At 38.4% G+C, this 25,562-nt stretch carries 22 protein-coding genes and 1 other annotated feature; of the genes, 19 read left to right on the top strand and 3 right to left on the bottom strand.

What is annotated here, in order from left to right:
- Window positions 1-375: 375 nt before the first annotated feature.
- From secDF to AZF08_RS03615, 12 genes are all read left to right on the top strand, one after another.
- A complete protein-coding gene (secDF, locus tag AZF08_RS03670; RefSeq protein WP_033672704.1) occupies window positions 376-2,637 on the top strand; it encodes a protein translocase subunit SecDF in 2,262 nt (753 codons plus the stop codon).
- Window positions 2,638-2,922: 285 nt separating this feature from the next.
- Window positions 2,923-3,816: a cation diffusion facilitator family transporter gene (locus tag AZF08_RS03665; RefSeq protein ID WP_033672703.1), complete on the top strand. Its 894-nt coding sequence runs from the start codon at window positions 2,923-2,925 to the stop codon at window positions 3,814-3,816.
- Window positions 3,817-3,938: 122 nt separating this feature from the next.
- Window positions 3,939-6,278, top strand: a complete 2,340-nt coding sequence (recJ, locus tag AZF08_RS03660; RefSeq protein WP_033672701.1) for a single-stranded-DNA-specific exonuclease RecJ — start codon at window positions 3,939-3,941, stop codon at window positions 6,276-6,278.
- A 47-nt stretch (window positions 6,279-6,325) separates the two neighbouring features.
- The gene (locus AZF08_RS03655; RefSeq protein ID WP_033672699.1) at window positions 6,326-6,838 is read left to right on the top strand and encodes an adenine phosphoribosyltransferase; all 513 of its coding nucleotides are present in this window, start codon (window positions 6,326-6,328) and stop codon (window positions 6,836-6,838) included.
- Between the two features lie 210 nt (window positions 6,839-7,048).
- Window positions 7,049-9,232: a GTP diphosphokinase gene (gene relA / locus AZF08_RS03650; protein WP_033672698.1), complete on the top strand. Its 2,184-nt coding sequence runs from the start codon at window positions 7,049-7,051 to the stop codon at window positions 9,230-9,232.
- Window positions 9,233-9,247: 15 nt separating this feature from the next.
- A complete protein-coding gene (locus AZF08_RS03645; protein WP_033672697.1) occupies window positions 9,248-9,688 on the top strand; it encodes a D-tyrosyl-tRNA(Tyr) deacylase in 441 nt (146 codons plus the stop codon).
- 139 nt (window positions 9,689-9,827) lie between these two features.
- The gene (locus tag AZF08_RS03640; RefSeq protein ID WP_033672696.1) at window positions 9,828-10,517 is read left to right on the top strand and encodes an alpha/beta fold hydrolase; all 690 of its coding nucleotides are present in this window, start codon (window positions 9,828-9,830) and stop codon (window positions 10,515-10,517) included.
- Between the two features lie 289 nt (window positions 10,518-10,806).
- On the top strand, window positions 10,807-10,983 hold the full coding sequence (locus tag AZF08_RS30675; RefSeq protein ID WP_033672695.1) for a hypothetical protein: 177 nt from the start codon (window positions 10,807-10,809) through the stop codon (window positions 10,981-10,983).
- A gap of 54 nt (window positions 10,984-11,037) precedes the next feature.
- Window positions 11,038-11,269 (top strand) — a binding site (T-box leader).
- 69 nt (window positions 11,270-11,338) lie between these two features.
- Window positions 11,339-12,610, top strand: a complete 1,272-nt coding sequence (gene hisS, locus AZF08_RS03630) for a histidine--tRNA ligase (protein WP_033672694.1) — start codon at window positions 11,339-11,341, stop codon at window positions 12,608-12,610.
- 12 nt (window positions 12,611-12,622) lie between these two features.
- Entirely contained in the window at window positions 12,623-14,398 is a 1,776-nt protein-coding gene (gene aspS, locus AZF08_RS03625; RefSeq protein ID WP_033672693.1) for an aspartate--tRNA ligase, read from the top strand.
- A gap of 582 nt (window positions 14,399-14,980) precedes the next feature.
- Window positions 14,981-15,748 carry a tRNA threonylcarbamoyladenosine dehydratase gene (locus AZF08_RS03620; protein ID WP_033672692.1) on the top strand — a complete coding sequence of 256 codons (768 nt, stop codon included), beginning with the start codon at window positions 14,981-14,983 and terminating at the stop codon, window positions 15,746-15,748.
- Between the two features lie 131 nt (window positions 15,749-15,879).
- On the top strand, window positions 15,880-16,134 hold the full coding sequence (locus AZF08_RS03615; protein WP_033672691.1) for a hypothetical protein: 255 nt from the start codon (window positions 15,880-15,882) through the stop codon (window positions 16,132-16,134).
- 296 nt (window positions 16,135-16,430) lie between these two features.
- Here the strand turns inward: AZF08_RS03615 and AZF08_RS03610 are convergent, their stop codons facing one another.
- Together AZF08_RS03610 and AZF08_RS03605 are read right to left on the bottom strand one after the other, a co-directional pair.
- Complete coding sequence (locus tag AZF08_RS03610; RefSeq protein WP_033672690.1) at window positions 16,431-17,075, bottom strand: RsfA family transcriptional regulator; 645 nt, start codon at window positions 17,073-17,075, stop codon at window positions 16,431-16,433.
- A 51-nt stretch (window positions 17,076-17,126) separates the two neighbouring features.
- A complete protein-coding gene (locus AZF08_RS03605) occupies window positions 17,127-18,401 on the bottom strand; it encodes a replication-associated recombination protein A (RefSeq protein WP_033672689.1) in 1,275 nt (424 codons plus the stop codon).
- 306 nt (window positions 18,402-18,707) lie between these two features.
- Between AZF08_RS03605 and cymR the strand changes: the two genes are divergently transcribed.
- The 7 genes from cymR (at window position 18,708) to AZF08_RS03570 (ending at window position 25,170) form a co-directional block, all read left to right on the top strand.
- Entirely contained in the window at window positions 18,708-19,124 is a 417-nt protein-coding gene (gene cymR, locus AZF08_RS03600; RefSeq protein ID WP_000704116.1) for a cysteine metabolism transcriptional regulator CymR, read from the top strand.
- A 35-nt stretch (window positions 19,125-19,159) separates the two neighbouring features.
- Window positions 19,160-20,305 carry a cysteine desulfurase family protein gene (locus tag AZF08_RS03595; RefSeq protein ID WP_033672688.1) on the top strand — a complete coding sequence of 382 codons (1,146 nt, stop codon included), beginning with the start codon at window positions 19,160-19,162 and terminating at the stop codon, window positions 20,303-20,305.
- Window positions 20,306-20,321: 16 nt separating this feature from the next.
- Window positions 20,322-21,437: a tRNA 2-thiouridine(34) synthase MnmA gene (gene mnmA, locus AZF08_RS03590; protein WP_033672687.1), complete on the top strand. Its 1,116-nt coding sequence runs from the start codon at window positions 20,322-20,324 to the stop codon at window positions 21,435-21,437.
- 112 nt (window positions 21,438-21,549) lie between these two features.
- A complete protein-coding gene (locus AZF08_RS03585) occupies window positions 21,550-22,209 on the top strand; it encodes a tetratricopeptide repeat protein (RefSeq protein WP_033672686.1) in 660 nt (219 codons plus the stop codon).
- 102 nt (window positions 22,210-22,311) lie between these two features.
- A complete protein-coding gene (gene recD2 / locus AZF08_RS03580) occupies window positions 22,312-24,648 on the top strand; it encodes an SF1B family DNA helicase RecD2 (protein WP_033672685.1) in 2,337 nt (778 codons plus the stop codon).
- 186 nt (window positions 24,649-24,834) lie between these two features.
- The gene (locus tag AZF08_RS03575) at window positions 24,835-25,023 is read left to right on the top strand and encodes a hypothetical protein (protein WP_000490499.1); all 189 of its coding nucleotides are present in this window, start codon (window positions 24,835-24,837) and stop codon (window positions 25,021-25,023) included.
- A gap of 18 nt (window positions 25,024-25,041) precedes the next feature.
- Window positions 25,042-25,170 carry a YrzQ family protein gene (locus tag AZF08_RS03570; RefSeq protein ID WP_033672684.1) on the top strand — a complete coding sequence of 43 codons (129 nt, stop codon included), beginning with the start codon at window positions 25,042-25,044 and terminating at the stop codon, window positions 25,168-25,170.
- Window positions 25,171-25,215: 45 nt separating this feature from the next.
- Here the strand turns inward: AZF08_RS03570 and AZF08_RS03565 are convergent, their stop codons facing one another.
- Entirely contained in the window at window positions 25,216-25,428 is a 213-nt protein-coding gene (locus AZF08_RS03565; RefSeq protein WP_033672895.1) for a hypothetical protein, read from the bottom strand.
- Between the last annotated feature and the right edge of the window lie 134 nt (window positions 25,429-25,562).

Here is a 25,562-nt window from a genome sequence, read left to right as displayed (position 1 = left end):
TTGGCTGTAATTGGTTTGTTCTTCCTTCCTTTTGCAGTATAATGATAGGTATTGATAAAGAGGAATATAAATGTCAGAGATTTCAAGCAAAGGAGGTATGAAATAGAAACCATAATGATTTGTAATAAGATATAGGCTGTGATTATATGTCCTATGCGCAATGTAAAAGGCGGAAAAATCATGTAAAACTGAGATGTTGCCTACATTGCTAGCTAAAAAGCTAAAAATTCAAAGAAAGGAAGCCTACTAACTAGACAAACGCATAAGTGTAGAGAAATGCCTGTGAGTAAACAGAAATGATGATTACAGGAAGTTGTCTAGCGTAAATGAATTGTATGATTTGTTTATGGTTTTAGTAGCAGAAAGAAGGTACATATGGCAAAGCGAAGTACTAGAATCGTCGCGTTTTTTCTCATCGTATTATTAATCGGTGGAATTATTGGTGCGACAGGGAAAAACATAACAAAAGGAATTAGTCTCGGACTAGACCTTCGCGGTGGCTTTGAAATTTTGTATGAAGTAAAGCCAGCGAAAAAGGGAGATAAAATCGATCGTGATGCACTTGTAAGTACAGTTGGTGCTCTTGAAAATCGTGTGAATGTTCTTGGTGTTAGTGAACCAAACATTCAAATCGAAGGGGAAGATCGAATCCGTGTACAGCTTGCTGGTGTACAAGATCAGCAAAAAGCACGTGAAATCTTATCTACTCAAGCGAAATTAACGTTCCGTGATGTGAATGATAATCTTCTCATGGACGGAACAGATTTAAAAGGCGGAGGAGCGAAGCAAACATTTGATGATCAAGGAAGACCAAGTGTTGGATTGACATTAAAAAGTGCTGACAAGTTCCGCTCTGTAACAGAAAAAATATTAAGTATGAAGCCTGATAATTTAATGGTAATCTGGCTTGATTTTGAAGAAGGTAAAGATTCTTATAAAGCAGAAGCTGCAAAACCAAATCCTAAATTCTTATCAGCAGCAACAGTAGATCAAGTGTTTAATCAAGCGGAAGTATCTATCACAGGTGGAAACTTCACAGTTGAAAGTGCAAAACAGCTTTCATCTTTATTAAATGCTGGTGCACTTCCTGTTGATTTGAAAGAAATGTATTCAACATCTGTTGGAGCAAAATTTGGTCAACAAGCATTGGAGCAAACGATTTTCGCTAGTATAATTGGGGTTGCAATAATCTTCTTATTTATGCTGGTATTCTACCGTCTACCAGGACTTGTAGCGGTTATCATGTTAGGTTTATACATTTTCGTTACATTACTTGTATTTAATTGGATGCATGCGGTGCTTACACTACCGGGTATAGCGGCATTAGTACTCGGAGTTGGTATCGCGGTTGACGCGAATATTATCACGTACGAGCGACTGAAGGAAGAGTTGCGAATTGGTAAGTCAATGATGTCAGCATATCGCGCAGGTAATCACCGTTCGTTAGCGACAATTTTAGATGCGAACGTTACGACAATTGCAGCAGCTGGTGTGTTATTCGCTTATGGTACAAGTTCTGTAAGAGGATTCGCAACAAGTTTAATCGTAAGTATTTTAGTTGGTTTCATTACAAACGTATTCGGTACTCGTTTCCTACTTGGATTACTTGTAAAAAGCCGTTACTTCGATAAGAAATTATCTTATTTTGGTGTGAAGCAGAAAGAAATCATTCCGTTGTCAAAAGGTGTAGAACATGCACCAACAAGATTTGATCGTATTAACTTTGTAAATATCGGTCATAAATTCTTCTTATTCTCAATTGTAGTTGTTATTGCTGGAGCAATTATACTACCAATTTTCAAAATGAACCTTGGAATTGACTTTGCAAGTGGAACACGTATGGACTTGCAATCTAAACAAGCGGTTAGTGTTTCACAAGTGCACAAAGATTTACAAGAGCTGAAAATTGATGTGAAAGAAGAAGATATTGTACCAACTGGAGATGACAATAAAGGGTTTGCTGTTCGTACGTTAGGTGTTTTATCAAAAGATGAAATCGCGAAAGCAAAAACATTCTTCCACGATAAATATGGTACAGATCCGAATGTAAGTACAGTGTCTCCGACAATTGGGAATGAAATTGCACGAAATGCATTTATCGCAGTTATGATTGCTTCAGCGGTTATCATTTTATATGTAAGTATTCGTTTCCGTTTCACATATGCGCTATCTGCTGTAATCGCATTGTTACATGATGCATTCGTTATGATTGTTGTGTTTAGTATCTTCCGATTGGAAGTAGATTTAACGTTTATTGCAGCGGTATTAACGATCATCGGTTATTCTATCAATGACTCGATTGTTACTTTTGATAGAAACCGTGAGCTATACAAACAGAAAAAACGAATTCGGGATTTAAAAGATCTAGAAGAAATCGTAAACTCAAGTATTCGTCAAACAATTGGTCGTTCTATTAACACGGTTCTAACAGTGTTGTTCCCGGTTATTGCGCTACTTATCTTTGGTAGTGAATCACTGCGAAACTTCTCAGTTGCATTAATGGTTGGGTTGATTGTAGGTACGTACTCCTCTGTCTTTGTTGCTTCTCAAATTTGGTTAATGCTTGAAAATCGCCGATTGAAAAAAGGCAAAGGTAAGAAAAAAGTAGAAACTGAAGTATCTGAACCACAAGTGTAACAATTAGAACAGAATGTATATAAAGAGGATGCCTGTTAAAAGGCATCTCTTTTTTGTTTGTGGATACAATAAAGTAGCGTCTTTTCACTAAAGGTTAGTAAAGTTAATTGGAGTATAAAGGATATTATGCCACAGACAAGTTGCGGTCTTTTGTACTGGGGAAGTGACACTTCTAGCACTTTTTGCTAAAGGCTAAGTGTGGAGAAACTGGAAGGAAGTAATACTTCTGCCATTATTTTTTGCTACAATAAGAAGGTAGATTGAGGAAAAGAAAGGATTTCGGTTATGGAAAAAGATGAACGTTTTAAACAAGCGGAGTTCGGTGCCATTGTTGGAATCGTTGGTAATATTGTATTAGCGATTGTAAAAGCGGTAATCGGTTATATTGGGAATAGTAAGGCGCTTTTAGCAGACGCGGTTCATTCAGCGTCAGATGTAGTCGGCTCGTTGGCTGTGTTTTTCGGCTTACGTGCGGCGAAGCAACCACCCGATGAAGATCATCCTTATGGTCACGGAAAAGCGGAATCGATTTCAGCTATCGTTGTTGCTGTTTTATTATTTATTGTAGGAATTGAAATTGCTATTTCTTCTATAAAGGCTTTCTCGCAAGAACTTGAACCACCAAAGGGGATTACAATTTTTGCGGTGCTTCTTTCTATCGTCGTGAAAGAAGGGATGTTTCAGTATAAGTATCGATTAGGGAAACGGGTAAACAGTGATGCAATTATTGCAAATGCATATGAGCACCGTTCAGATGTGTTTTCTTCAATTGCAGCTTTAATTGGGATTTGTGCAGCGATTATCGGAAACCAATTAGGTGTAGAGTGGCTTGTGTATGCCGATCCTGTTGCTGGGTTATTTGTCTCTCTTCTTGTTGTGAAGATGGCGTGGAGTATTGGAGGAGAGGCGATCCATACAACACTTGATCATGTTCTTCACGAAGAAGATGTCATTCCACTTAGAGAAGCTGTCCTTCAAGTAGAGGGTGTTAAAAAAATTGGGGCGCTATATGCGAGGGAACATGGTCATTATGTCATTGTTGATATTAAAGTGTCTGTTGACCCGTATATTACAGTTGAAGAAGGACATCGCATTGGGAAACATGTGAAAGAGATATTGATGAAGCGAGATAACGTGCAGAATGTATTTGTTCATATTAACCCGTATTCTCCTGATTAATATTCGTTAATTATCCTAAAAATTAGGGATTCATCTGATTATAGAGATATTAAATCGTAGTTTGTATAATGTTGTCACCCCTTAATCTGTCTTGTATAATGGACAGGTTAAGGGGTGATTTCGTGTTACAACCGAAAACGCGTTGGAAAGAAAAATCATATAATGAAGAACTGGTGAGTGAATTAGCGAGTAAACTACAATTATCACCGCTTGTTACTTCGTTATTCCTCGGTAGAGGGTTAGATACAGAAGAACAGATTGTGGATTTTTTAAATACAGACAAACAAGAATTTCATGATCCATTTTTACTTGAGGGAATGGACCGTACAGTAGAACGTATAGGGCAAGCCATTCAAAATGGAGAACAAATTTTAATATTCGGAGACTATGATGCAGACGGTGTGAGTAGTACAACCGTTTTATTTTTGGCTCTTCAAGAACTAGGTGCAGATGTAGAGTTTTACATTCCAAACCGTTTTACTGAAGGGTATGGACCAAATGAAGAGGCATTTCGCTGGGCACATAGTGCGGGGTTTTCACTTATCATTACTGTTGATACAGGGATTGCAGCGGTGCATGAAGCACAGGTAGCGAAGGAACTTGGGATGGATCTTATTATTACAGATCACCATGAGCCGCCGCCAGAACTGCCAGAAGCGTTTGCTATTATTCATCCGAAGCTAGAGGGCGGTGTATATCCGTTTCATTATTTAGCGGGTGTTGGTGTTGCGTTTAAAGTAGCGCATGCGTTACTGGGACGGGTACCGGAACATTTATTAGAAGTTGCAGTGATTGGTACAGTAGCAGATTTAGTATCATTACACGGTGAAAATAGACTACTTGTACAACGTGGTTTGAAACAAATGCGAATGACAAAAAGCATTGGGCTAAAAGCGTTATTTAAAGTAGCTAACGTTTCGCAAAGTGAAATTACAGAGGAAAGTATTGGTTTTTCACTTGCACCTCGTATTAATGCAGTTGGGCGCTTAGAAGATGCGACGCCGGCAGTTCACCTTCTTTTATCAGAAGACCCGGAAGAAGCGAAAGAGCTTGCTGAAGAAATTGATGAGCTGAACAAACTTCGAAAAGATATTGTAAAGCAAATTACAGAAGAGGCGATTGCAGAAGTAGAAAACAACTATCCGCCAGAGGAAAATAAAGTATTAGTACTTGCGAAAGAAGGATGGAACCCAGGGGTAATTGGAATTGTTGCTTCTAAATTAGTAGAGCGTTTTTATCGTCCAACCATCGTGTTATGTATTGATCCTGTGAAACAAACTGCAAAAGGATCTGCCCGAAGTATTGCCGGTTTTGATCTGTTTGCGAACTTATCAGATTGTAGGGAGTTATTGCCGCATTTTGGAGGGCACCCAATGGCGGCAGGAATGACGCTTCATATGGATGATGTAGTTGAATTGCGCCGCCGTTTAAATGAACAAGCAGAGGCGATTTTAACGCCAGAAGATTTTATTCCAATTACAACAGTTGATGCAGTGTGTAAGGTGGAAGATGTGACGCTTTCGGCAATTGAAGAAATGCAAAAGCTAGCACCGTTTGGTGTTGGAAATCCAAAGCCACGTATCGCGGTGCAAGATGCAGAGCTAGAAAGTATTCGTGCTATTGGATCAGATGGCTCCCATCTGAAAATGGCATTATGTGATGGACAAGCGACACTAGACACGATTGGTTTTGGTTTTGGAAGCTATGCAAAAGAAATTTCTCCAGTTGCCCGCGTTTCTGTTGTAGGTGAAGCGTCAATTAATGAATGGAATAATTTCAAAAAACCTCAGCTGATGATTCAAGATATCGCGGTAGAGGCTTGGCAATTATTTGATTGGCGTAGCATGCGTAATGTAGAAACGAATTTAGCAGAGCTTCCGAAAGAAAAAATAACAATGGTGTATTTTGCTGAGGAAGTATTGAATAAATTTTCTTTAGAGGCGTATAAAGAACAATTGGTTCATGCTTCAGAAGTAACTGAGCTAGAAGATAGATATATTGTTTTGCTAGATTTACCAAAGGCAACAGACGAATTACGCGAGTTATTTAAGGCGGGGTTCCCAGCGCGGATTTATACGCTATTTTACCAGGAGAATAATCATTTATTTAGTACAGTTCCAACAAGGGAACACTTTAAATGGTACTATTCCTTCTTACATCAAAAAGCACCATTTTCTTTGAGGCAGCATGGGGAACAACTATGCCGTCATAAAGGTTGGTCAAAAGATACAGTAAATTTCATGACACAGGTGTTTTTTGAGCTAGAATTTGTTACAATAAAAGACGGTGTCATTTTTATGGCAGACGAAATGAAAAAGCGTGATTTAATTGAATCGAACACATATCGTGAGAAAATGAACCACTTACAATTAGAAAAAGAATTGGTTTATAGCACATATCAACAACTATATACATGGTTTGAAACGATTCGTAATCATAAAGAAGTAGAACAGTTAGGGTAAAGGCCTTGTATTTACAGACCTTTTATATCTGAGGAGGATTCAGAAATATGGATTTCAAGCAACATATCGCAATTGTACCGGATTATCCGAAAGAAGGTATCGTGTTTAAAGATATTACACCTTTAATGAACGATGGAAAAGCATACAAAGCAGCAACAGATGAAATCGTTGCTTATGCAAAAAAAAGAGATATCGATCTTGTAGTAGGACCAGAAGCACGTGGTTTTATTATCGGTTGTCCTGTTTCTTATGCGCTAGAAGTAGGATTTGCACCAGTTCGTAAATTAGGGAAATTACCTCGTGAAGTAATTACAGTAGACTATGGTAAAGAGTATGGAAAAGATGTTTTAACAATCCATAAAGATGCAATTAAACCAGGTCAACGTGTATTAATTACAGATGATTTATTAGCTACAGGTGGAACAATTGAAGCGACAATTAAGCTAGTTGAAGAACTGGGCGGAGTTGTAGCGGGGATTGCCTTCCTAGTAGAGCTTACTTACTTAGATGGCCGCAAAATGTTAGACGGTTATGATGTATTAGTGTTAGAAAAATACTAATTATTATATAGGTAAAACTACGGTGATAGAAAAAATACCCGTGAATCTCTTGGAGAGGACCGGGTATTTTTGTATAATTACACAAAAAAGTATGGTGAAATATCAGTAAAATCTTTTCCTTTTCACAATTCACAATCATTAGGTTATAATGATAGAATAAAATTTATTCTCATGATAAGGGAAAGTCAATTTTCAATAAAAGGTGATTCGATGGCAAATGAGCAAGTACTAACAGCTGAACAGGTACTCGAGAAAGCACGGAAATATTTAGCGGATGATGATATTGGACTAGTAGCACGTGCCTATGAATACGCACGTGATGCACATAGCGAACAATACAGAAAATCGGGCGAACCATATATTATTCATCCGATTCAAGTTGCAGGTATTTTAGTTGATTTACACATGGATCCATCTACAGTATCAGCAGGTTTTTTGCATGATGTAGTAGAAGATACTGAGGTTACACTGGAAGATATCGAACGGGAATTTAATAAAGAAATTGCGATGCTTGTTGATGGTGTTACGAAGCTTGGAAAAATTAAATACAAGTCTCATGAACAGCAACAAGCAGAGAATCATCGCAAAATGTTTATTGCAATGGCTCAAGATATTCGGGTTATTCTAATTAAATTAGCCGATCGTCTTCATAACATGCGTACGCTTAAGCATTTGCCTCAAGAAAAGCAGCGTCGTATTGCGAATGAAACGTTAGAAATTTTTGCACCTTTAGCCCATAGACTCGGAATCAATACTATTAAATGGGAGCTAGAGGATACATCACTTCGCTATTTGAATCCGCAGCAATACTATCGCATTGTCAATTTGATGAAGCGAAAACGTGCAGAGCGTGAAGAATATTTAGAAGAGGTTATGACGGGTGTCCGTGAGAAATTGAAAGAAGTGTCGATTCAACCTGATATTTCAGGAAGACCAAAACACATTTATAGTATTTATCGTAAAATGGCACTTCAAAATAAACAATTCAATGAAATTTATGATTTGTTAGCCGTACGCGTTGTTGTAAATAGTATTAAAGATTGCTATGCGGTATTGGGGATTATTCATACGTGCTGGAAACCAATGCCAGGGCGTTTTAAAGATTATATTGCAATGCCAAAAGCAAATTTATATCAATCACTTCATACAACTGTAATTGGACCGAAAGGCGATCCGCTTGAAGTACAAATTCGTACGAAAGAAATGCATGAGATTGCAGAATTCGGGATTGCGGCGCACTGGGCTTATAAAGAGGGAAAAGCAGCAGAAACAACAGGTACACTTGAAAAAAAATTAACATGGTTCCGTCAAATATTAGAATGGCAGAATGAAGCTTCTAATGCGGAAGAGTTTATGGAATCATTGAAAATTGATTTATTCTCTGATATGGTGTTCGTCTTTACACCAAAAGGCGATGTGATGGAATTGCCATTAGGTTCTGTACCGATTGATTTTGCTTACCGTGTCCATTCAGAAATTGGGAACAAAACGATTGGTGCAAAAGTAAATGGTAAAATGGTAACACTTGATTATAAATTAAAAACAGGTGACATCATTGAAATCTTAACTTCTAAACATTCGTATGGACCAAGTCAGGACTGGGTGAAACTTGCTCAAACTTCTCATGCGAAAAATAAGATTCGTCAATTTTTCAAAAAGCAACGCCGAGACGAGAATATTGAAAAAGGCCGTGAGCTCGTTGAAAAAGAGGTACGTGGCTTAGAGTACGAGATGAAAGAAGTATTAGCACCTGACAATTTAAAACGAGTAGCTGAAAAATATAATTTTGCGAATGAAGAAGATATGTTTGCAGCAGTTGGATATAACGGCATAACTGCGGCGCAAATTGTAACGCGCTTAACGGACAAGTTCCGCAAACGTGAAGAAGAACAAGAAATTGTTGAAGTAAAAGAAGTTCGTAAGCCAATGAAAATTCGGAAATGGGATTCTGGTGTAAAAGTAAGCGGGGCGGATAATTTATTAATTCGCTTATCAAAATGCTGTAACCCAGTTCCGGGAGACGATATCGTTGGATATATTACGAAAGGACGAGGTGTTTCTATTCATCGTCGTGATTGCGTCAATGTGCATACGGAAGAAGCACAAGAGCGTTTACTAGAAGTAGAGTGGGAAGGTAGTCCAGAAAAAGAGATTGAGTATAACGTTGATATTGAAATTTCTGGATATGATCGCCGCGGCCTATTAAATGAAGTTCTGCAAGCTGTTACAGAAACGAAAACATATATTTCGGCTGTTTCAGGTAGAAGCGATCGTAATAAAATGGCGACGATTAATATGTCTATCTCCATTCGTAATTTACACCATTTGAAAAAAGTCGTAGAGCGTATTAAGCGAGTTCCGGAAATTTATGCAGTACGCCGTATGATGCATTAATAAGGAGTGTTCGATATGAGAGTTGTCTTGCAACGATCAAAGGAAGCGTCTGTTACAGTAGATGGTGAAATTGTAGGACAAATTCCGTTCGGTTTAACATTGCTAGTTGGCATTACACATGAAGATACAGAGAAAGATGCAACTTACATTGCTGAAAAGATTGCAAATTTACGTATTTTTGAAGATGAGAACGGGAAGATGAACCATTCTGTACTTGATATGGAAGGGCAAGTTCTTTCTATTTCGCAATTCACATTATATGGGGATTGCCGCAAGGGAAGACGCCCGAACTTTATGGATGCTGCGAAGCCAGACTACGCAGAGCGTTTGTATGATTTCTTCAATGAAGAAATTCGCAAACAAGGATTGCACGTAGAAACGGGTCAATTCGGAGCAATGATGGATGTTTCTTTAATTAATGATGGTCCGGTGACCTTAATTTTAGAAAGTAAATAATAGTGATGGAAGAGAGGATTATGTAATCCTCTCTTTTTTTTATAAGTTTCTAAAAAAGGTATATTTTGTTAATTTGTAGTATAATTATTTGGAAAATAACAAAAAAAGTAATAGGGGAATTTTGGAGGAGGTAATTGTTATGGCAACATTTGTATTAGTACATGGTGCATGGGATGGAGGATATGTTTGGAAAGAAGTCGCTACAAGTCTCAGAAAAGATGGGCATGAAGTATATACACCTACATTAACAGGACTTGGAGAACGAACACATCTTTTGCAGCCTAGTGTAGGTCTGGAAACATATATCCAAGATGTTATAAATATCATTCAATATGAGCAGTTACACGATGTGATTTTAGTAGGACATAGTTATTCTGGTATGGTGATAACAGGTGTAGCTGAAGTTATTCCTGAATCTATTAAAAATCTTGTGTATGTAGACGCGATGCTTCCGAATGATGGTGATTCTGTTATGGATATTTCTGGTCCGGGAATGGCTACTCATTTTATAGAAGAAGTGAAATTGCATGGAGAGGGATGGCGTGTTCTCCCTAGAAATGCATCAGATAAGAGAAAATCAGCTATGCCTTTATTAGCTTTTACACAAGCAGTTGAAATGCAGAATTATAAAGTTAATGAGATACCTCATACGTATGTAGAAATTTTGGATCATCCAGAAAATTGGCCGATGACCCCTATTTTTCGAAAATCTGCTGAAGTAGCAAAAGAAAGAGAATGGGATGTTTTTACAGTGGAAACAGGTGGGCACTGGGTCATGCAAACAAACCCCGAAGTGTTAGTTTGTATATTAAATCAATGTAATGAGTGATTTGGTTTCATATAAATTCAGCTTGTTATGGGAGAAGGAGAATCTAAAACAGGAGGCCAGTGTATTATGGTTCAAGAATTGAATATAGCCCTACGTTTCATATTAGAGTTATGTATTCTTGGGATTATTTATATAAAAGTAGTGCGGAATAGTCTTACCTGAGAAGATGTGTGCAGTATAATAAAGAGCTGTTGATGAAATAAATGTTATTCGTTTGTGAGTATAACCGGACAATCAATATGGAACAATAAGAGTAAAAACATCCATATTGAATGTGAGGGATATACGTATGCGTATGAACGAAAAAGGGCACTCTGTTACAAATAGTGCAAACCAGTTGTTTAATGTGAATTTTCATGAGTTTATCGCGAAAGAACAAAACAATACCTCTATGGAGCTCGCTTCTGAATTTGGTATTTCACTACAAGATGTAAAGCGGTTAAAGAGGCAGATTGAACGCTCCTAGGGCACTTGACAATCCTAGTGAAGAAACGTATAGTAATTTTATATTTACATATGAAGAGAACCGATAATAGAGAAGAGTAGATGAGATACACATGGAAAGAGAAGAAATGTCTGAGGCTGAAAACATTTCTACATGATGACTGATCGAATGACACTCTGTAGGTTTCATCTTGAACGGCACCTATGCTTAGTAGAGGTTGAACGCGAATTTAAGCGTTATTAAAAAAGTGGAAGCATACGTGCTTCAATTAGGGTGGCACCACGGGTATAATACTCTCGTCCCTACTGGATAATCAGTAGAGGCGGGAGTTTTTTTATTTTTAATAAGATTATAACAATTTGAGGAGGAACTGAATATGTCTATTCAAATCCCACGCGGAACGCAAGATATTCTTCCAGGAACGGTTGAGTTATGGCAGTATATCGAAGGGCAAGCACGCGAAATTTGCCGTCGTTACAACTATAAAGAAATTCGTACACCAATTTTTGAACACACGGAATTATTTTTACGTGGTGTTGGTGATACAACTGATATCGTACAAAAAGAAATGTACTCATTCCAAGATCGTGGAGAGCGTAGCTTAACATTACGTCCAGAAGGAACAGCACCTGTTGTACGTTCTTACGTTGAAAATAAAATGTATGGTGATGCAACGCAGCCGACGAAATTGTATTATATCGGTCAAATGTTCCGTTATGAACGACCACAAGCAGGTCGCTATCGTCAATTCGTACAATTCGGTATTGAAGCGATTGGTAGTAATGATCCAGCAATCGATGCGGAAGTAATTGCGCTTGCTGTAGAATTCTATCGCGGCATGGGCTTAAAAAACATTAAGGTTGTCTTAAACAGCTTGGGTGATTCAGCAAGTCGTCAAGCACACCGTGAGGCATTAATTGCTCATTTTGAACCGCGCATTGGTGAGTTCTGTTCGGATTGTCAATCTCGTTTAGAAAAGAATCCACTTCGTATTTTAGACTGTAAGAAGGATCGTAATCATGAGCTAATGAGCACGGCGCCATCTATTACAGAATATTTAAATGAAGAATCAACAGCGTACTATGAGAAAGTACAAGAATTATTAACAATGATGGATGTGCCATTTGAAAAAGATCCAAATCTAGTGCGTGGCTTAGACTACTACCAGCACACTGTGTTTGAAATTATGAGTGAAGCAGAAGGTTTTGGCGCGATTACAACATTAAGTGGTGGCGGTCGATATAACGGACTTGTACAAGAAATCGGTGGCCCAGAAATGCCTGGTATCGGTTTTGCGATGAGTATTGAACGTTTAATTATGGCGCTGAAAGCTGAAAATATTGAGTTGCCAATTGAACAGAATATTGATTGTTATGTTGTAGCACTTGGAGATAAAGCGAAGGATTACGCTGCGAAAGTTGCATTCGATCTTCGTAAAGCTGGATTATCAGTTGAAAAAGATTATTTAGATCGCAAAATGAAAGCACAATTTAAATCAGCAGATCGTCTAAATGCAAAATATGTAGCTGTATTAGGGGAAGATGAGCTAGATAAAGGTATCATTAACTTAAAAGATATGGTAACAGGTGGACAAGAAGAAGTCGCATTAGATGTATTTGCTTCATACGTAGCAGAGAAATTAATATAGGGGGAACTAGCAATGGCTGAAAGAACACATGCATGTGGAAAAGTAACAGTAGAAGCAGTTGGACAAACAGTTCAATTAAAAGGTTGGGTACAAAAACGCCGTGACTTAGGTGGACTTATTTTCATCGACTTACGTGACCGTACAGGTATCGTACAAGTTGTATTTAACCCAGAAACATCTAAAGAAGCACTAGAAGTCGCAGAAACAATTCGTAGCGAATACGTATTGCACATAGAAGGAACGGTTGTTGAACGCGCGCAAGGTGCAATTAATGACAATATGGCAACTGGACGCATCGAAGTACAAGCAACGAAAGTAAATGTATTAAATGCAGCGAAAACTACGCCAATTATTATCTCAGATGATACAGATGCATCAGAAGATGTTCGTTTAAAATATCGTTATTTGGATTTACGTCGCCCTGTTATGTACAACACATTCAAAATGCGTCACGACGTGACAAAAACAATTCGTAACTTCTTAGATTCAGAAGAGTTTTTAGAAGTTGAAACACCAATCTTAACAAAGAGTACACCAGAAGGAGCGCGTGACTACTTAGTACCAAGCCGTGTGCATGAAGGTGAATTTTACGCGTTACCTCAATCTCCGCAGCTATTTAAACAGCTTCTAATGGTCGGCGGATTTGAGCGTTATTATCAAGTAGCACGTTGTTTCCGTGATGAAGATTTACGTGCAGATCGCCAACCAGAATTCACACAAATTGACATCGAGGCATCATTCTTAACGCAAGATGAAATCTTAGAGATGATGGAACGTATGATGACAAAAGTCATGAAAGACGCAAAAGGTGTAGAGGTTAGCGCGCCATTCCCTCGTATGAAGTATGCAGATGCGATGGCTCGCTATGGTTCTGATAAGCCGGATACACGATTTGCAATGGAGCTTACTGATCTATCGGAATTTGCAGCAGGTTGTGGTTTTAAAGTATTTACAAGCGCTGTAGAAAGCGGCGGGCAAGTAAAAGCAATTAATGCAAAAGGTGCAGCGAGTAAATATTCTCGTAAAGACATCGATGCATTAACTGAATTTGTAAAAGTATACGGAGCAAAAGGTTTAGCTTGGCTAAAAGTTGAAGAAGATGGCTTGAAAGGACCGATTGCGAAATTCTTCGGTGAAGAAGATGCAAACGTACTAATGAGCGCATTAGAAGCGACTGCTGGTGACTTATTATTATTCGTTGCGGATAAGAAAAGCGTTGTTGCAGATAGCTTAGGTGCACTTCGCTTACGCTTAGGTAAAGAACTTGAGTTAATTGACGAAAGTAAATTTAATTTCCTATGGGTAACAGATTGGCCACTTCTTGAGTACGATGAAGATGCTGATCGTTACTTCGCAGCGCATCACCCATTCACAATGCCATTCCGTGAAGATGTTGAGCTATTAGAAACAGCACCAGAAAAAGCACGTGCACAAGCATATGACCTTGTATTAAATGGTTATGAGCTTGGCGGTGGATCACTTCGTATTTATGAGCGTGATGTACAAGAGAAGATGTTCAAAGCACTTGGTTTCACGCAAGAAGAAGCACAAGAACAATTCGGTTTCTTATTAGAAGCATTCGAATATGGTACACCACCACATGGCGGAATCGCATTAGGTTTAGACCGTCTTGTTATGTTACTTGCAGGTCGTACAAACCTTCGTGATACAATTGCATTCCCGAAAACAGCAAGTGCAAGCTGTCTGTTAACAGATGCTCCAAGTCCGGTTTCAGGAGCGCAGCTTGAAGAGTTATATTTACAATTAAACGTAAAAGAAGAGAAGTAGGAACGGAGCCTAGGTGGTTATACTAAACCCATCTAGGCTTTTTTTAGCGGAGGTTGGAGGTTTAAAAAGTCCGGTTCAGATAGCGGTCGCATTTCTTCGTTGCTTCGCCAGTCCGGTGCTCGTGTAGTCCCTCTACACTCTGCTCCTCCTGGCTTCAGCGCCTCGAACAGCTCGGCTCTCTGAATCCTCCTTTTTAAAGAAGGATTTGAAGAGGAGGTTTAAAAAGTCCGGTTCAGATAAGTCCGGTTCAGATAGCGGTCGCATTTCTTCGTTGCTTCGCCAGTCCGGTGCTCGTGTAGTCCCTCTACACTCTGCTCCTCCTGGCTTCAGCGTCTCGAACAGCTCGGCTCTCTGAATCCTCCTTTTAAAGAAGGATTTGAAGAGGAGGTTTAAAAAGTCCGGTCAAGATAGCGGCTACACTTTTTGTATTTTCGGGATTTTTTAGGACTGGAACAACTTGATTTCCTGTATTATCCTTTTTGGATATGTATTTTTAGGAATTCTATAACTTTTTCTATACAAATAGTCGGAAAAACGCTAGAATACATGGTAGACCATTTTTGTAATAGGAGTGTAGGACGCATGTTACATCAATTTTCACGTAATGAACTAGCCTTCGGAAAAGAAGGTCTTGAAATATTAAAAAATAGTACAGTAGGTATTTTAGGGATTGGCGGCGTAGGTTCGTTTGCAGCAGAAGCGTTAGCACGTTCTGGTGTAGGACGTCTTGTATTGGTTGATAAAGACGTTGTTGATATTACAAATGTGAACCGTCAAATTCATGCATTAATTTCTACAGTAGGTCGTTCAAAAGTAGAATTAATGAAAGAGCGTATTGCTGATATTAATCCAGACTGTGAAGTAATTGGATTAGAAATGTTTTATACAGATGAAACGTATGAAGAGTTCTTTAAACATGGTTTAGATTTCGTAGTGGATGCATCTGATACAATTACGTTCAAAATTCATTTAATTAAACAATGCTTGCGACGAAAAATTAAAATCATCTCAAGTATGGGTGCAGCAAATAAAATGGATCCAACTCGTTTCCGTATTGCGGATATTTCTAAAACACATACAGACCCGATTGCGAAAGTGATTCGTACGAAGCTTCGCAAAGAAGGTATTAAAAAAGGTGTGAAAGTTGTATTTTCTGACGAAAATCCAATCGTAATTCGCGAAGAGGTTCGTAAAGAAATCGTTCCAGACGAAAACGCAAAAATTCGTAAAGCGAAATTACCACCTTCCTCAAATGCATTCGTACCATCTGTGGCTGGCTTAATTATGGCAAGTCACGTTGTGCGTGAACGTTTGAAGCATGTAGAAGTGAAGCGTGTAGGGCAAGAATAACGGATAAAAAAGTGTATTCCTCATTAGAGGAATACACTTTTTGGTTTCTAATGGATGTATTTATCCGTATATTTTTATTTACCGTTTATAATATAATTGGAAATACTTACACTTAGCTAGGGGGAGAAAGCATGGAACAATTACATCCAGCGGTAGCATTTGTAGGAGTATGGGAAAATTCAAAAGGATGGCTTGTAAAATTTAGCTGTAAAAATGGAATTACTCATAAATTGGCTGGAAATGAAAAAGCGTATTGCCAAGCATGTCAAGTAATTGCGGAACATTTGAAAACGAAAGAAGAAGCGATGGAAGTTGCGAAAGAGGCGGCTGATAGGCATAACTTAGAAGTGAAAGAGCTATCTTTCATGTATATTAATTCATTTTGAAATGAAATACCCACATCGGTAATAAAATAGATTCAAAGGCGACTAAAAATAATAAATAATTATCATATTTATCCGATTTGTATGAGGAAGTCTTGTTTAAGCTTTTAATTGTGAAAAATCCTAAAATCACAACGAGAATACCAAGTGTAATTTTGAAAATTGTTAGTGAAATAGATAACCTCTCCCCTCAATAATTCGTTAGGTTTATAATCACATAAAAGTAATATATTCCCTTATCTGTTTTTAGATTTATATAAAAAATACTCCCCACCTTTCAATGTTAGGTGGGGAGTATTTTAATTTTCAGCCGTATAAATAATATCTAAATTTCCGTTCTGATCTGTTTTGAAAATAGGGGCAATTTGATCTGCCTGTTCATCTACTAACACAAGTTTTCGAGCGCGGTCCATAATTCTAACAAGCATTGCATAATCTTCTTCGATGGCTTGTTGCTGTTTTGTTAATACTGCTAGTTTTGCTTCTAGTTCATTATTCGTTTTTTGTAACGAAGCAAGCTGCGTATGCAAGCCTTCATTTTCAATTTGTACCTTTTCTACGTGAGGATTATTGTGCTCCAAGTTTTGCAAAAATACGATCACATCTTGTATTGTAAGGGAAGCTTTACTCGGGATAAGCTCTTCAGAAAATTCAGCGTCAATTACGATTTTGGTTTTTGGCTCTAATAGCTGCTGTTTTTCTACATTTGCTTCAGAACGCTTTAAATCTTTTCTTTGCTTCTTCGCAAGCTGTACCGCATCCTCGTAATTTTGTCTAACTTCAGCATTCCAGCGAAACCCACAAGCGGCAGAAGTGCGGTTTAATTTGTCTCCAACTTCATCAAACGCTTTTAGTTGTGTGCTTCCTGTGCGAATATGTCGTAAAACGGTTTCTGCTAAAAGGAGATCGTCTTCTCTAGTCCATGCATCTTGGCGCGTTTTCATAAGCGAAACCTCCAGTAATCGTATCGTTTTTGCTTAGAATTCCCTTTTAGATTACTTTTTATGCGAGTTTTGCAATCTTTCGTAAACAGTAGAGAGTGCTTGTTCAAATTTTCCAGTCGTTTTTGGTTTATAGTATTGCTTGTTTTTAATTTTATCGGGCAAGTATTGTTGCTCGATCCATCCGTTTGGATAATCGTGTGGATATAAGTATCCAACGCCTCTACCTAGCGATTCAGCACCTTTATAATGACTATCTTTCAAATGACTTGGTACATCGCCTGTTTGACCATTCCGTAAGTCGTGAAGTGCTGCATCAAGTGCCTTGTATGCTGAATTCGATTTTGGAGAAAGGCAAAGCTCGATAACGGCATTGGCAAGTGGGATACGAGCTTCAGGAAACCCAACGCGTTCTGCTGATTCAATCGCAGCGAGTGTTCGTGGTCCAGCTTGTGGGTTAGCTAGTCCGATATCTTCATATGCCATAATAAGCAGGCGTCTGCCGATGCTTTGCAAGTCACCGGCTTCAATGAGCCGAGCTAAATAGTGAAGTGCAGCATTCACGTCGCTACCTCGTACTGATTTTTGAAACGCAGATAGTACGTCATAATGAGCATCTCCGCCTTTGTCATGAACAAAACTTTTTTTCTGTAAACATTCTTCGGCGATTTCCAGTGTGATTTCAGCTGCTTGATTATTGGTTGTAAAGCTAGACAAAACAGCAAGCTCCAGTGCGTTATATGCGGAACGCATATCTCCGCCTGATGCATTTGCAAAGTGACGTAGTGCTTCATCTGTAACAGTTACATCATATTCGCCTAGACCTTTTTCTTTATCTTCAAGCGCGCGTGTTAAACCAATTAAAATATCATCTTCTGTTAGTGCATGTAGTTCAAAGATTTGGCAACGGCTACGAATAGCGGAGTTAATTGCATGGAATGGATTGCTCGTTGTTGCCCCAATTAAGGTAAGAAGCCCGCTTTCTAAATGTGGTAAGAGAAAGTCTTGTTTTGCTTTATCTAAGCGGTGAACTTCATCTAAAATTAAAACAAGGTGGCGGTGCATTTTCGCTTCTTGCACAACAACTTCCATATCTTTTTTATTATGAGTAACAGCATTTAATAGGCGAAATGGCGTCCCGGTACTGCCCGCGATGGCGCTTGCAATTGATGTTTTTCCTGTGCCAGGAGGACCGTACAAAATCATCGACTGGAAATGGTTTGCCTGAACCATTCGCCATAAAATTTTCCCTTCACCAACTAAATGCTCTTGCCCAATTATTTCTGTAATGTTTACCGGACGCATTCGATGTGCGAGTGGTTGTTTCATTAATAACCGTCTCCCTTAGTATATATTCTCATTATATGGTATCATCTTTTGAGTGGAAAACTAAAACGTAATGATGTATGTAAGTGTATTATGTAAGTGATTACATAAAGGTTTTTCATTTTTCTCTTAATTGTAATAATTTCCGAGTTTTTCAATATGATTTTGTGTTATCATTTTGAATACACAAGTTGAAATTTCTTATAATACTATATTATGCTATAATTTCATAGGATTTTAAATTGTGTTCTTTTTACGAATAAAGATTTGACCAATAGAAGTGAAAATTTGAAAAGAGGTGCGAAATAGATGAAAATTTCAACGAAAGGCCGTTACGGCTTAACAATTATGATTGATCTTGCGAAAAAGTTTGGTGAGGGCCCGATTTCTTTAAAATCAATCGCGCAGGCACATGACTTATCTGAACATTATTTAGAGCAATTAATTTCTCCACTCCGTAACGCTCGTCTTGTAAAGAGTACACGCGGCGCATACGGTGGTTACGTATTATCTGACCAACCAGCTAACATTACAGCTGGTGATGTAATTCGTGTTTTAGAAGGTCCGATTAGCGTGGTTGAAATGATAGAAGAGGAAGAACCAGCGCAGCGCCAGTTATGGATGCGTGTTCGTGATGCCGTACAAGAAGTATTAGATAGTACAACTTTAGAAGATTTAGTACGCTATGAGGAAGAAAATCACGGGGGCTATATGTTTTACATTTAATTCCTTGTGAAACGATTTGGAAAGAAGGAGATCTGATGGAACGCATTTACTTAGATCATGCTGCGACATCTCCGGCTCACCCAGAAGTAGTCGAAAAGATGATTCCATATATGACAGGAATATTTGGTAATCCGTCTAGTATCCATTTTTATGGGCGCCAAACGCGTCATGCGGTAGATGGAGCAAGACGCACGTGTGCACGCAGCATCAATGCAAATCCAAATGAAATTATTTTTACAAGCGGTGGTACAGAAGCTGATAATTTAGCGCTTTTAGGTGTAGCGCGTGCAAACCGTAATAAAGGAAATCACATTATTACGACACAAATTGAACATCATGCTATTTTGCACACATGCGAGGTGCTCGAGCGTGAAGGTTTTGAAGTGACGTACTTACCAGTCGATGAGACAGGGCGTGTTCGGATTTCTGATGTGCAAGAGGCATTAACAGATGAAACAGTTCTCGTATCTATTATGTTTGGGAATAATGAAGTGGGTACGGTTCAACCGATTGCGGAAATTGGGGAATTGTTGAAGGAACATCAAGCTTATTTTCATACGGATGCTGTACAAGCCTATGGTTTAACAGCAATTGATGTGAAAGATTTAGGCATTGATTTATTATCAATCTCAGCTCATAAAATTAATGGTCCAAAAGGTGTCGGATTTTTATATGCCGGCGTGCAAGTGAAATTTGAACCATTATTAACAGGCGGGGAACAAGAGCGAAAACGTCGTGCAGGTACTGAAAATGTCCCTAGCATCGTTGGACTTCAGCAAGCAATCTTACTTGCGGAACAAACACGTGAGCAAAAAAATGCCCAATATGAAGAATTTAAAGATATAATGGTATCTGTCTTTAAAAAAGAAGACATTACTTTCGAGGTAAACGGAAACTTAGAGCATTGCTTACCGCATGTGTTTAATGTAAGTTTTGTAGGGATGGATATTGAGCCGTTTCTTGTAAACTTAGACTTAGCAGGTATTGCAGTATCAAGTGGTTCTGCATGTACAGCTGGATCTATTGACCCATCACATGTACTAGTGGCGATGTTTGGAAAAGAGTCCGATCAAATACGTTCATCCGTACGTTTTAGCTTTGGTCTTGGGAATACACAAGAACAGATCGAAAAGGCAGCGTACGAAACAGTGAAAATCGTGAAACGATTAACACAAAACTAGCATGGGAGGTGACGAGATGAACAAACTACCTCACGAAACGCGCGTTGTCATCGGGATGTCTGGCGGCGTTGATTCATCTGTAGCTGCTCTTTTATTAAAAGAGCAAGGTTATGATGTAATCGGAATTTTTATGAAAAACTGGGATGATACAGATGAGAATGGCGTCTGCACAGCAACAGAAGATTACAATGATGTAATTGAAGTATGCAATCAAATCGGTATCCCGTATTATGCAGTAAACTTTGAAAAACAATACTGGGATAAAGTGTTTACGTACTTTTTAGATGAGTACCGAGCTGGTCGTACGCCAAACCCAGATGTAATGTGTAACAAAGAAATCAAATTTAAAGCCTTTCTAGAGCATGCTGTTGCGCTTGGAGCTGATTATGTAGCGACAGGTCATTATGCACGTGTTGCTTATATAGACGGCGAATATAAAATGCTACGCGGCGTTGATGATAATAAGGATCAAACATACTTCTTAAATCAGTTAAGCCAAGAGCAACTATCAAAAACGATGTTCCCGTTAGGTGAGCTCAAGAAACCGCAAATTCGTGAAATGGCGAAAGCAGCTGGTTTAGCGACAGCGACGAAGAAAGATAGTACAGGTATTTGCTTTATCGGTGAGCGTAACTTTAAAGATTTCTTAAGCAACTACTTGCCAGCTCAGCCAGGTGTGATGCAAACATTATCTGGTGAAGTAAAAGGAAAACATGATGGTTTAATGTATTATACAATCGGACAACGTCATGGTCTTGGCATTGGTGGTAATGGTGATCCTTGGTTTGCTGTTGGGAAAAACTTAAAAGAAAACATTTTATATGTGGATCAAGGATTCCATAATGAACTTCTATATGGTGATGAAGTCATTGCTACGAATATAAGTTGGGTAAGCGATAGAACGAAAGAAAAAGAATTTAAATGCACTGCAAAATTCCGTTATCGCCAAGAGGATAACAAGGTAACGGTTCAAATCGTTGATGAGAATACGATTCGTATTCTTTGTGATGAACCAATTCGTGCAATTACGCCAGGACAGGCAGTTGTTTTCTATGATGGAGATGAATGCTTAGGTGGCGCTACAATTGATGAAGTATATCGTAGTGGTAAGAAGTTAGACTACTTAGGATAAAATTGAGAAGCCTCTGCCGATTAGCGGTCAGAGGTTTCTTTTTTACAACAGCGAATTTTTGTTCGCTTGGAAAATAGATTCTTTGTTATAATTTGTTGTAGAGGTGAGGAACATGTCAAATAAACTTGAAGCAGGCATTCAATATATGCAAGAAGGAAACTGGGAAGAAGCAGCCAAAAACTTTACAGAGGCAATTGAAGAAAATCCGAAAGATGCACTTGGATACGTCAACTTTGCAAATTTATTAGATGTACTAGGTGATAGTGAGCGTGCGATTCTGTTTTATAAACGTGCAATAGAGCTAGATGAAAAATCAGCTGCCGCCTATTATGGGTTAGGAAACGTATATTATGGACAAGAGCAATTTGCAGAAGCAAAAGCGGTATTTGAACAAGCAATGAAAGCTGGGTTACAATCAGCAGACGTGACGTTTATGCTTGGGATTACACATGTGCAACTTGGGAATGATCGTCTTGCACTGCCATTTTTACAAAGAGCAGCTGAATTAGATGAGACGGATGTAGAAGCAGTATTCCAATGCGGACTATGCTTTGCACGACTAGAACATATTCAATACGCAAAACCTTATTTTGAAAAGGTATTACAAATGGACGAAGAGCATGCAGATGCATATTACAATTTAGGTGTGGCATATGTGTTTGAGGAAAATAATGAGAAAGCACTTGCTCTATTTAAGAAGGCGACTGAGATTCAGCCAGATCACTTTTTAGCAGGAAATGGTGTTCGTTTATTAGAACAAGAGGCTGAATAGAGATTGTACCTTAACGTGCAGTTACCCCTCATCTAATTTGGAAGAATAAGGTGGGGGCTTTACTGCTCGTTAAAGTGAGAGAGACCGGAAAGGAGAGGAAAGATGGGAAATCAACATGCGATGGATTTGTTTGAGGAAGAGAAAAAATTTATAAAAGCACAAGTTATTCATACCATTTTCCACAACGAAGAAAACCTCTATTCCGTTGTCAGTATGAAAATCATTGAAACAAATGAAACATACGACGAAAAAAAAGTGATGATTAACGGTCACTTTCCCCGTATGCATGAAGATGAAGTGTTTACATTGACTGGTCACTTTAAAGACCACCCAAAGTACGGAAAGCAATATCTAGTTGAAACATTTAAAAAAGAATTACCCCAAACAAAAACAGGTATGGTGCAATATTTAGCAAGTGATTTATTTAAAGGAATCGGGAAGAGAACAGCGGAAAAGATTGTTGATCACCTTGGGGAACATGCTATTTCTAAAATTATGGATGACCCTGCTGCATTAGAGGGGGTTGTAAACAAGCAAAAAGCACAAGAAATATATGACACAATTATTGAACACCAAGGCCTTGAAAAAGTTATGAGCTTTTTAAATGGTTATGGATTTGGAACGAAGCTCTCAATTAAAATTTATCAGCAATACAAAGAAATGACACTTGAGGTAATTCGGAATAATCCATATCAACTTATTGAGGAAGTTGATGGCATCGGTTTTGGAAGAGCTGATGATATAGGACGAGCGCTTGGGATATCTGGTAACCATAACGACCGTGTGCGAGCAGGATGTTTCTACTCGTTAGAAAATGTTTCGTTACAAGAAGGTCATGTTTATATGGAAAAAGATCAACTTGTTCGAGAAACTGTGTCGCTTTTAAATAATCAAGATGGTGTTGTGACGGAAGAAGATATATTACAATGTGTTGAAATGATGCAAGGCGAAGGGAAAGTCATAATAGAAGAAAATCGCATTTATTTAGCGTCTTTATTCTATTCTGAAAAGGGTGTTGTCAAATCAATTCGCCGTCTTATGAATCAAGAAGAGACGCCTTCGTTTCCTGAAGCGGAGGTACTGTTAACATTAGGGGAAATTGAGGAGCAATTGAAAGTACAGTATGCTCCACTTCAGCAAGAGGCGATTCAAACTGCGCTTCATAAACCGATGATGCTATTAACGGGTGGACCAGGAACAGGGAAGACAACTGTTATTAAAGGGATTGTCGAAATGTACGCTTCGCTGCATGGGTTATCGTTAAATCCGAAAGATTACAGTGATGATAATCCATTTCCAATTCTGTTAACAGCTCCGACTGGGCGAGCTGCGAAACGAATGAGTGAGTCAACAGGGCTTCCTGCTTGTACAATTCATCGCTTGCTTGGCTGGACTCCTGAGGGAGCCTTTCAGCGTAATGAAACAGATCCTGTACAAGGGAAATTACTTATTATTGACGAATTTTCAATGGTTGATATTTGGCTAGCGAATCAATTGTTTAAATCATTGCCAACAAACATTCAAGTAATTGTTGTAGGTGATGAAGATCAATTGCCGTCGGTAGGACCTGGACAAGTATTGAAAGATTTATTAGATGCAGGTGCAATTCCGACAGTGAAGTTAACAGAAATTTACCGTCAAGCAGAAGGATCATCTGTTATTCAGCTTGCCCATGCGATAAAAAAAGGCACGTTGCCGTCAGATTTAGCGCAAAATAAAAAAGACCGTTCGTTTATTGGTTGTGCGGGAACTCAAATTGTTGAAGTTGTAAAGCAAGTATGTGAAAACGCGAAAACGAAAGGTTTTAGCGCAAGAGATGTACAAGTTTTAGCGCCTATGTACCGCGGGCCAGCAGGTATTAATGTGCTAAATGAGGCACTCCAAGAAGTATTCAATCCGAAAAAAGAAAAAAGTAGAGAAATTGCCTACGGTGATGTTGTGTATCGAACAGGTGATAAAGTACTACAGCTCGTAAATCAACCAGAAAGCCAAGTGTTTAATGGGGACATCGGAGAAATTGTTTCTGTATTTTATGCAAAAGAAAATGTGGAAAAACAAGATATGGTCGTCGTCTCATTTGATGGTATTGAAGTAACGTATATAAAGCCAGATTTAAATCAAATTACACATGCTTATTGCTGCTCCATTCATAAGTCGCAGGGAAGTGAATTCCCAATTGTAATCATGCCGATTGTAAAGAGCTATTATCGAATGTTGCGCCGTAATTTAATCTATACAGGTATTACGAGAAGTAAAAAGTTTTTAATTATTTGCGGAGAAGAATCAGCTTTTCAATCTGGGGTAAATCGTCTTGATGATGCAATGCGTCAAACGACGTTAGCAGGTCGTTTGCAGGAGTCGGAAGGAGAAGTACAGCTTGTAACAATTGATGGTGAAGAAATGGATGTGGAAAACATTTCACCGTATGATTTCATGTAGCAAGGTGAAATTATATAGTGAAACTTTCATTGCGGAAATCACTGAATTATTATGATTTCCACTCACTCGAGTTGATTCTTAGACAGAAGTGAGGAAAGTGTTAGATAGTTCTAGCATGTATAAATGAATACAGTTTGGACATAATGGCGAATAGAATCTGGGAGACTGTGAGGAGATGAAAGCCATATGTTCAGTTGTCCAAATTGTAAAGGGAAAGACATTGGAAAAATAGGTGTCAACCAATTTTATTGCTGGAATTGTTATATTGAATTATCGGTTTCAAAGGGGAAAATCCATACGCATCAAGTAGAAGAAGATGGCTCGCTTAGTTCTCTTGATGATTTATTTGATGAGAATGAACGGACCATCGGATAATCAAAAGGGGGATTTACTTTGAACGTACGCAATTCATTAATCGCATTAGGTGTTGGGGCTGCGGCATATAAATATGCACGTAAACAGGATATGTTTTCAAAACGCAATATGAAAAAAGCACGTAAAATGATTAAGTCTTACCTATAATCATTTTGATAAAATGTAAAAACTCCCTTATGATTAGGGAGTTTTTTATATGCTTGTATATAGATAAAAAAGTCCAATTTCTGAAAAAAGATGAGAAAGTCCATAGCATCCAATTCCGAGTACCCCGTAATACCACAGCTGTTTTGCCCGTTCTTTTCGCGTTGAACGAGTGAAGAATCCTTTCCAAATACCAAAACCGATGCATACCCATTCTAGAATCATACAGAGTGTAGAAAGAATTAACATAGACCAAACAATTGTCATAGTGTTCCCCCTCACGGTAATCTTTATTTTCTATAGAAATCCGAGTGGTTGTCCGTAGTATGTTAAATATATGTAAGGTTTTTAAAAACAGTATGGTCCGTATAAAAATATTTTAGTCCAGTGATTTT

Source organism: Bacillus gaemokensis (assembly GCF_001590835.1).
Taxonomy (GTDB): Bacteria; Bacillota; Bacilli; order Bacillales; family Bacillaceae_G; genus Bacillus_A; species Bacillus_A gaemokensis.
Note: the sequence above shows the minus strand (reverse complement) of the source record. Positions and strands in the feature narration are given on the sequence as shown.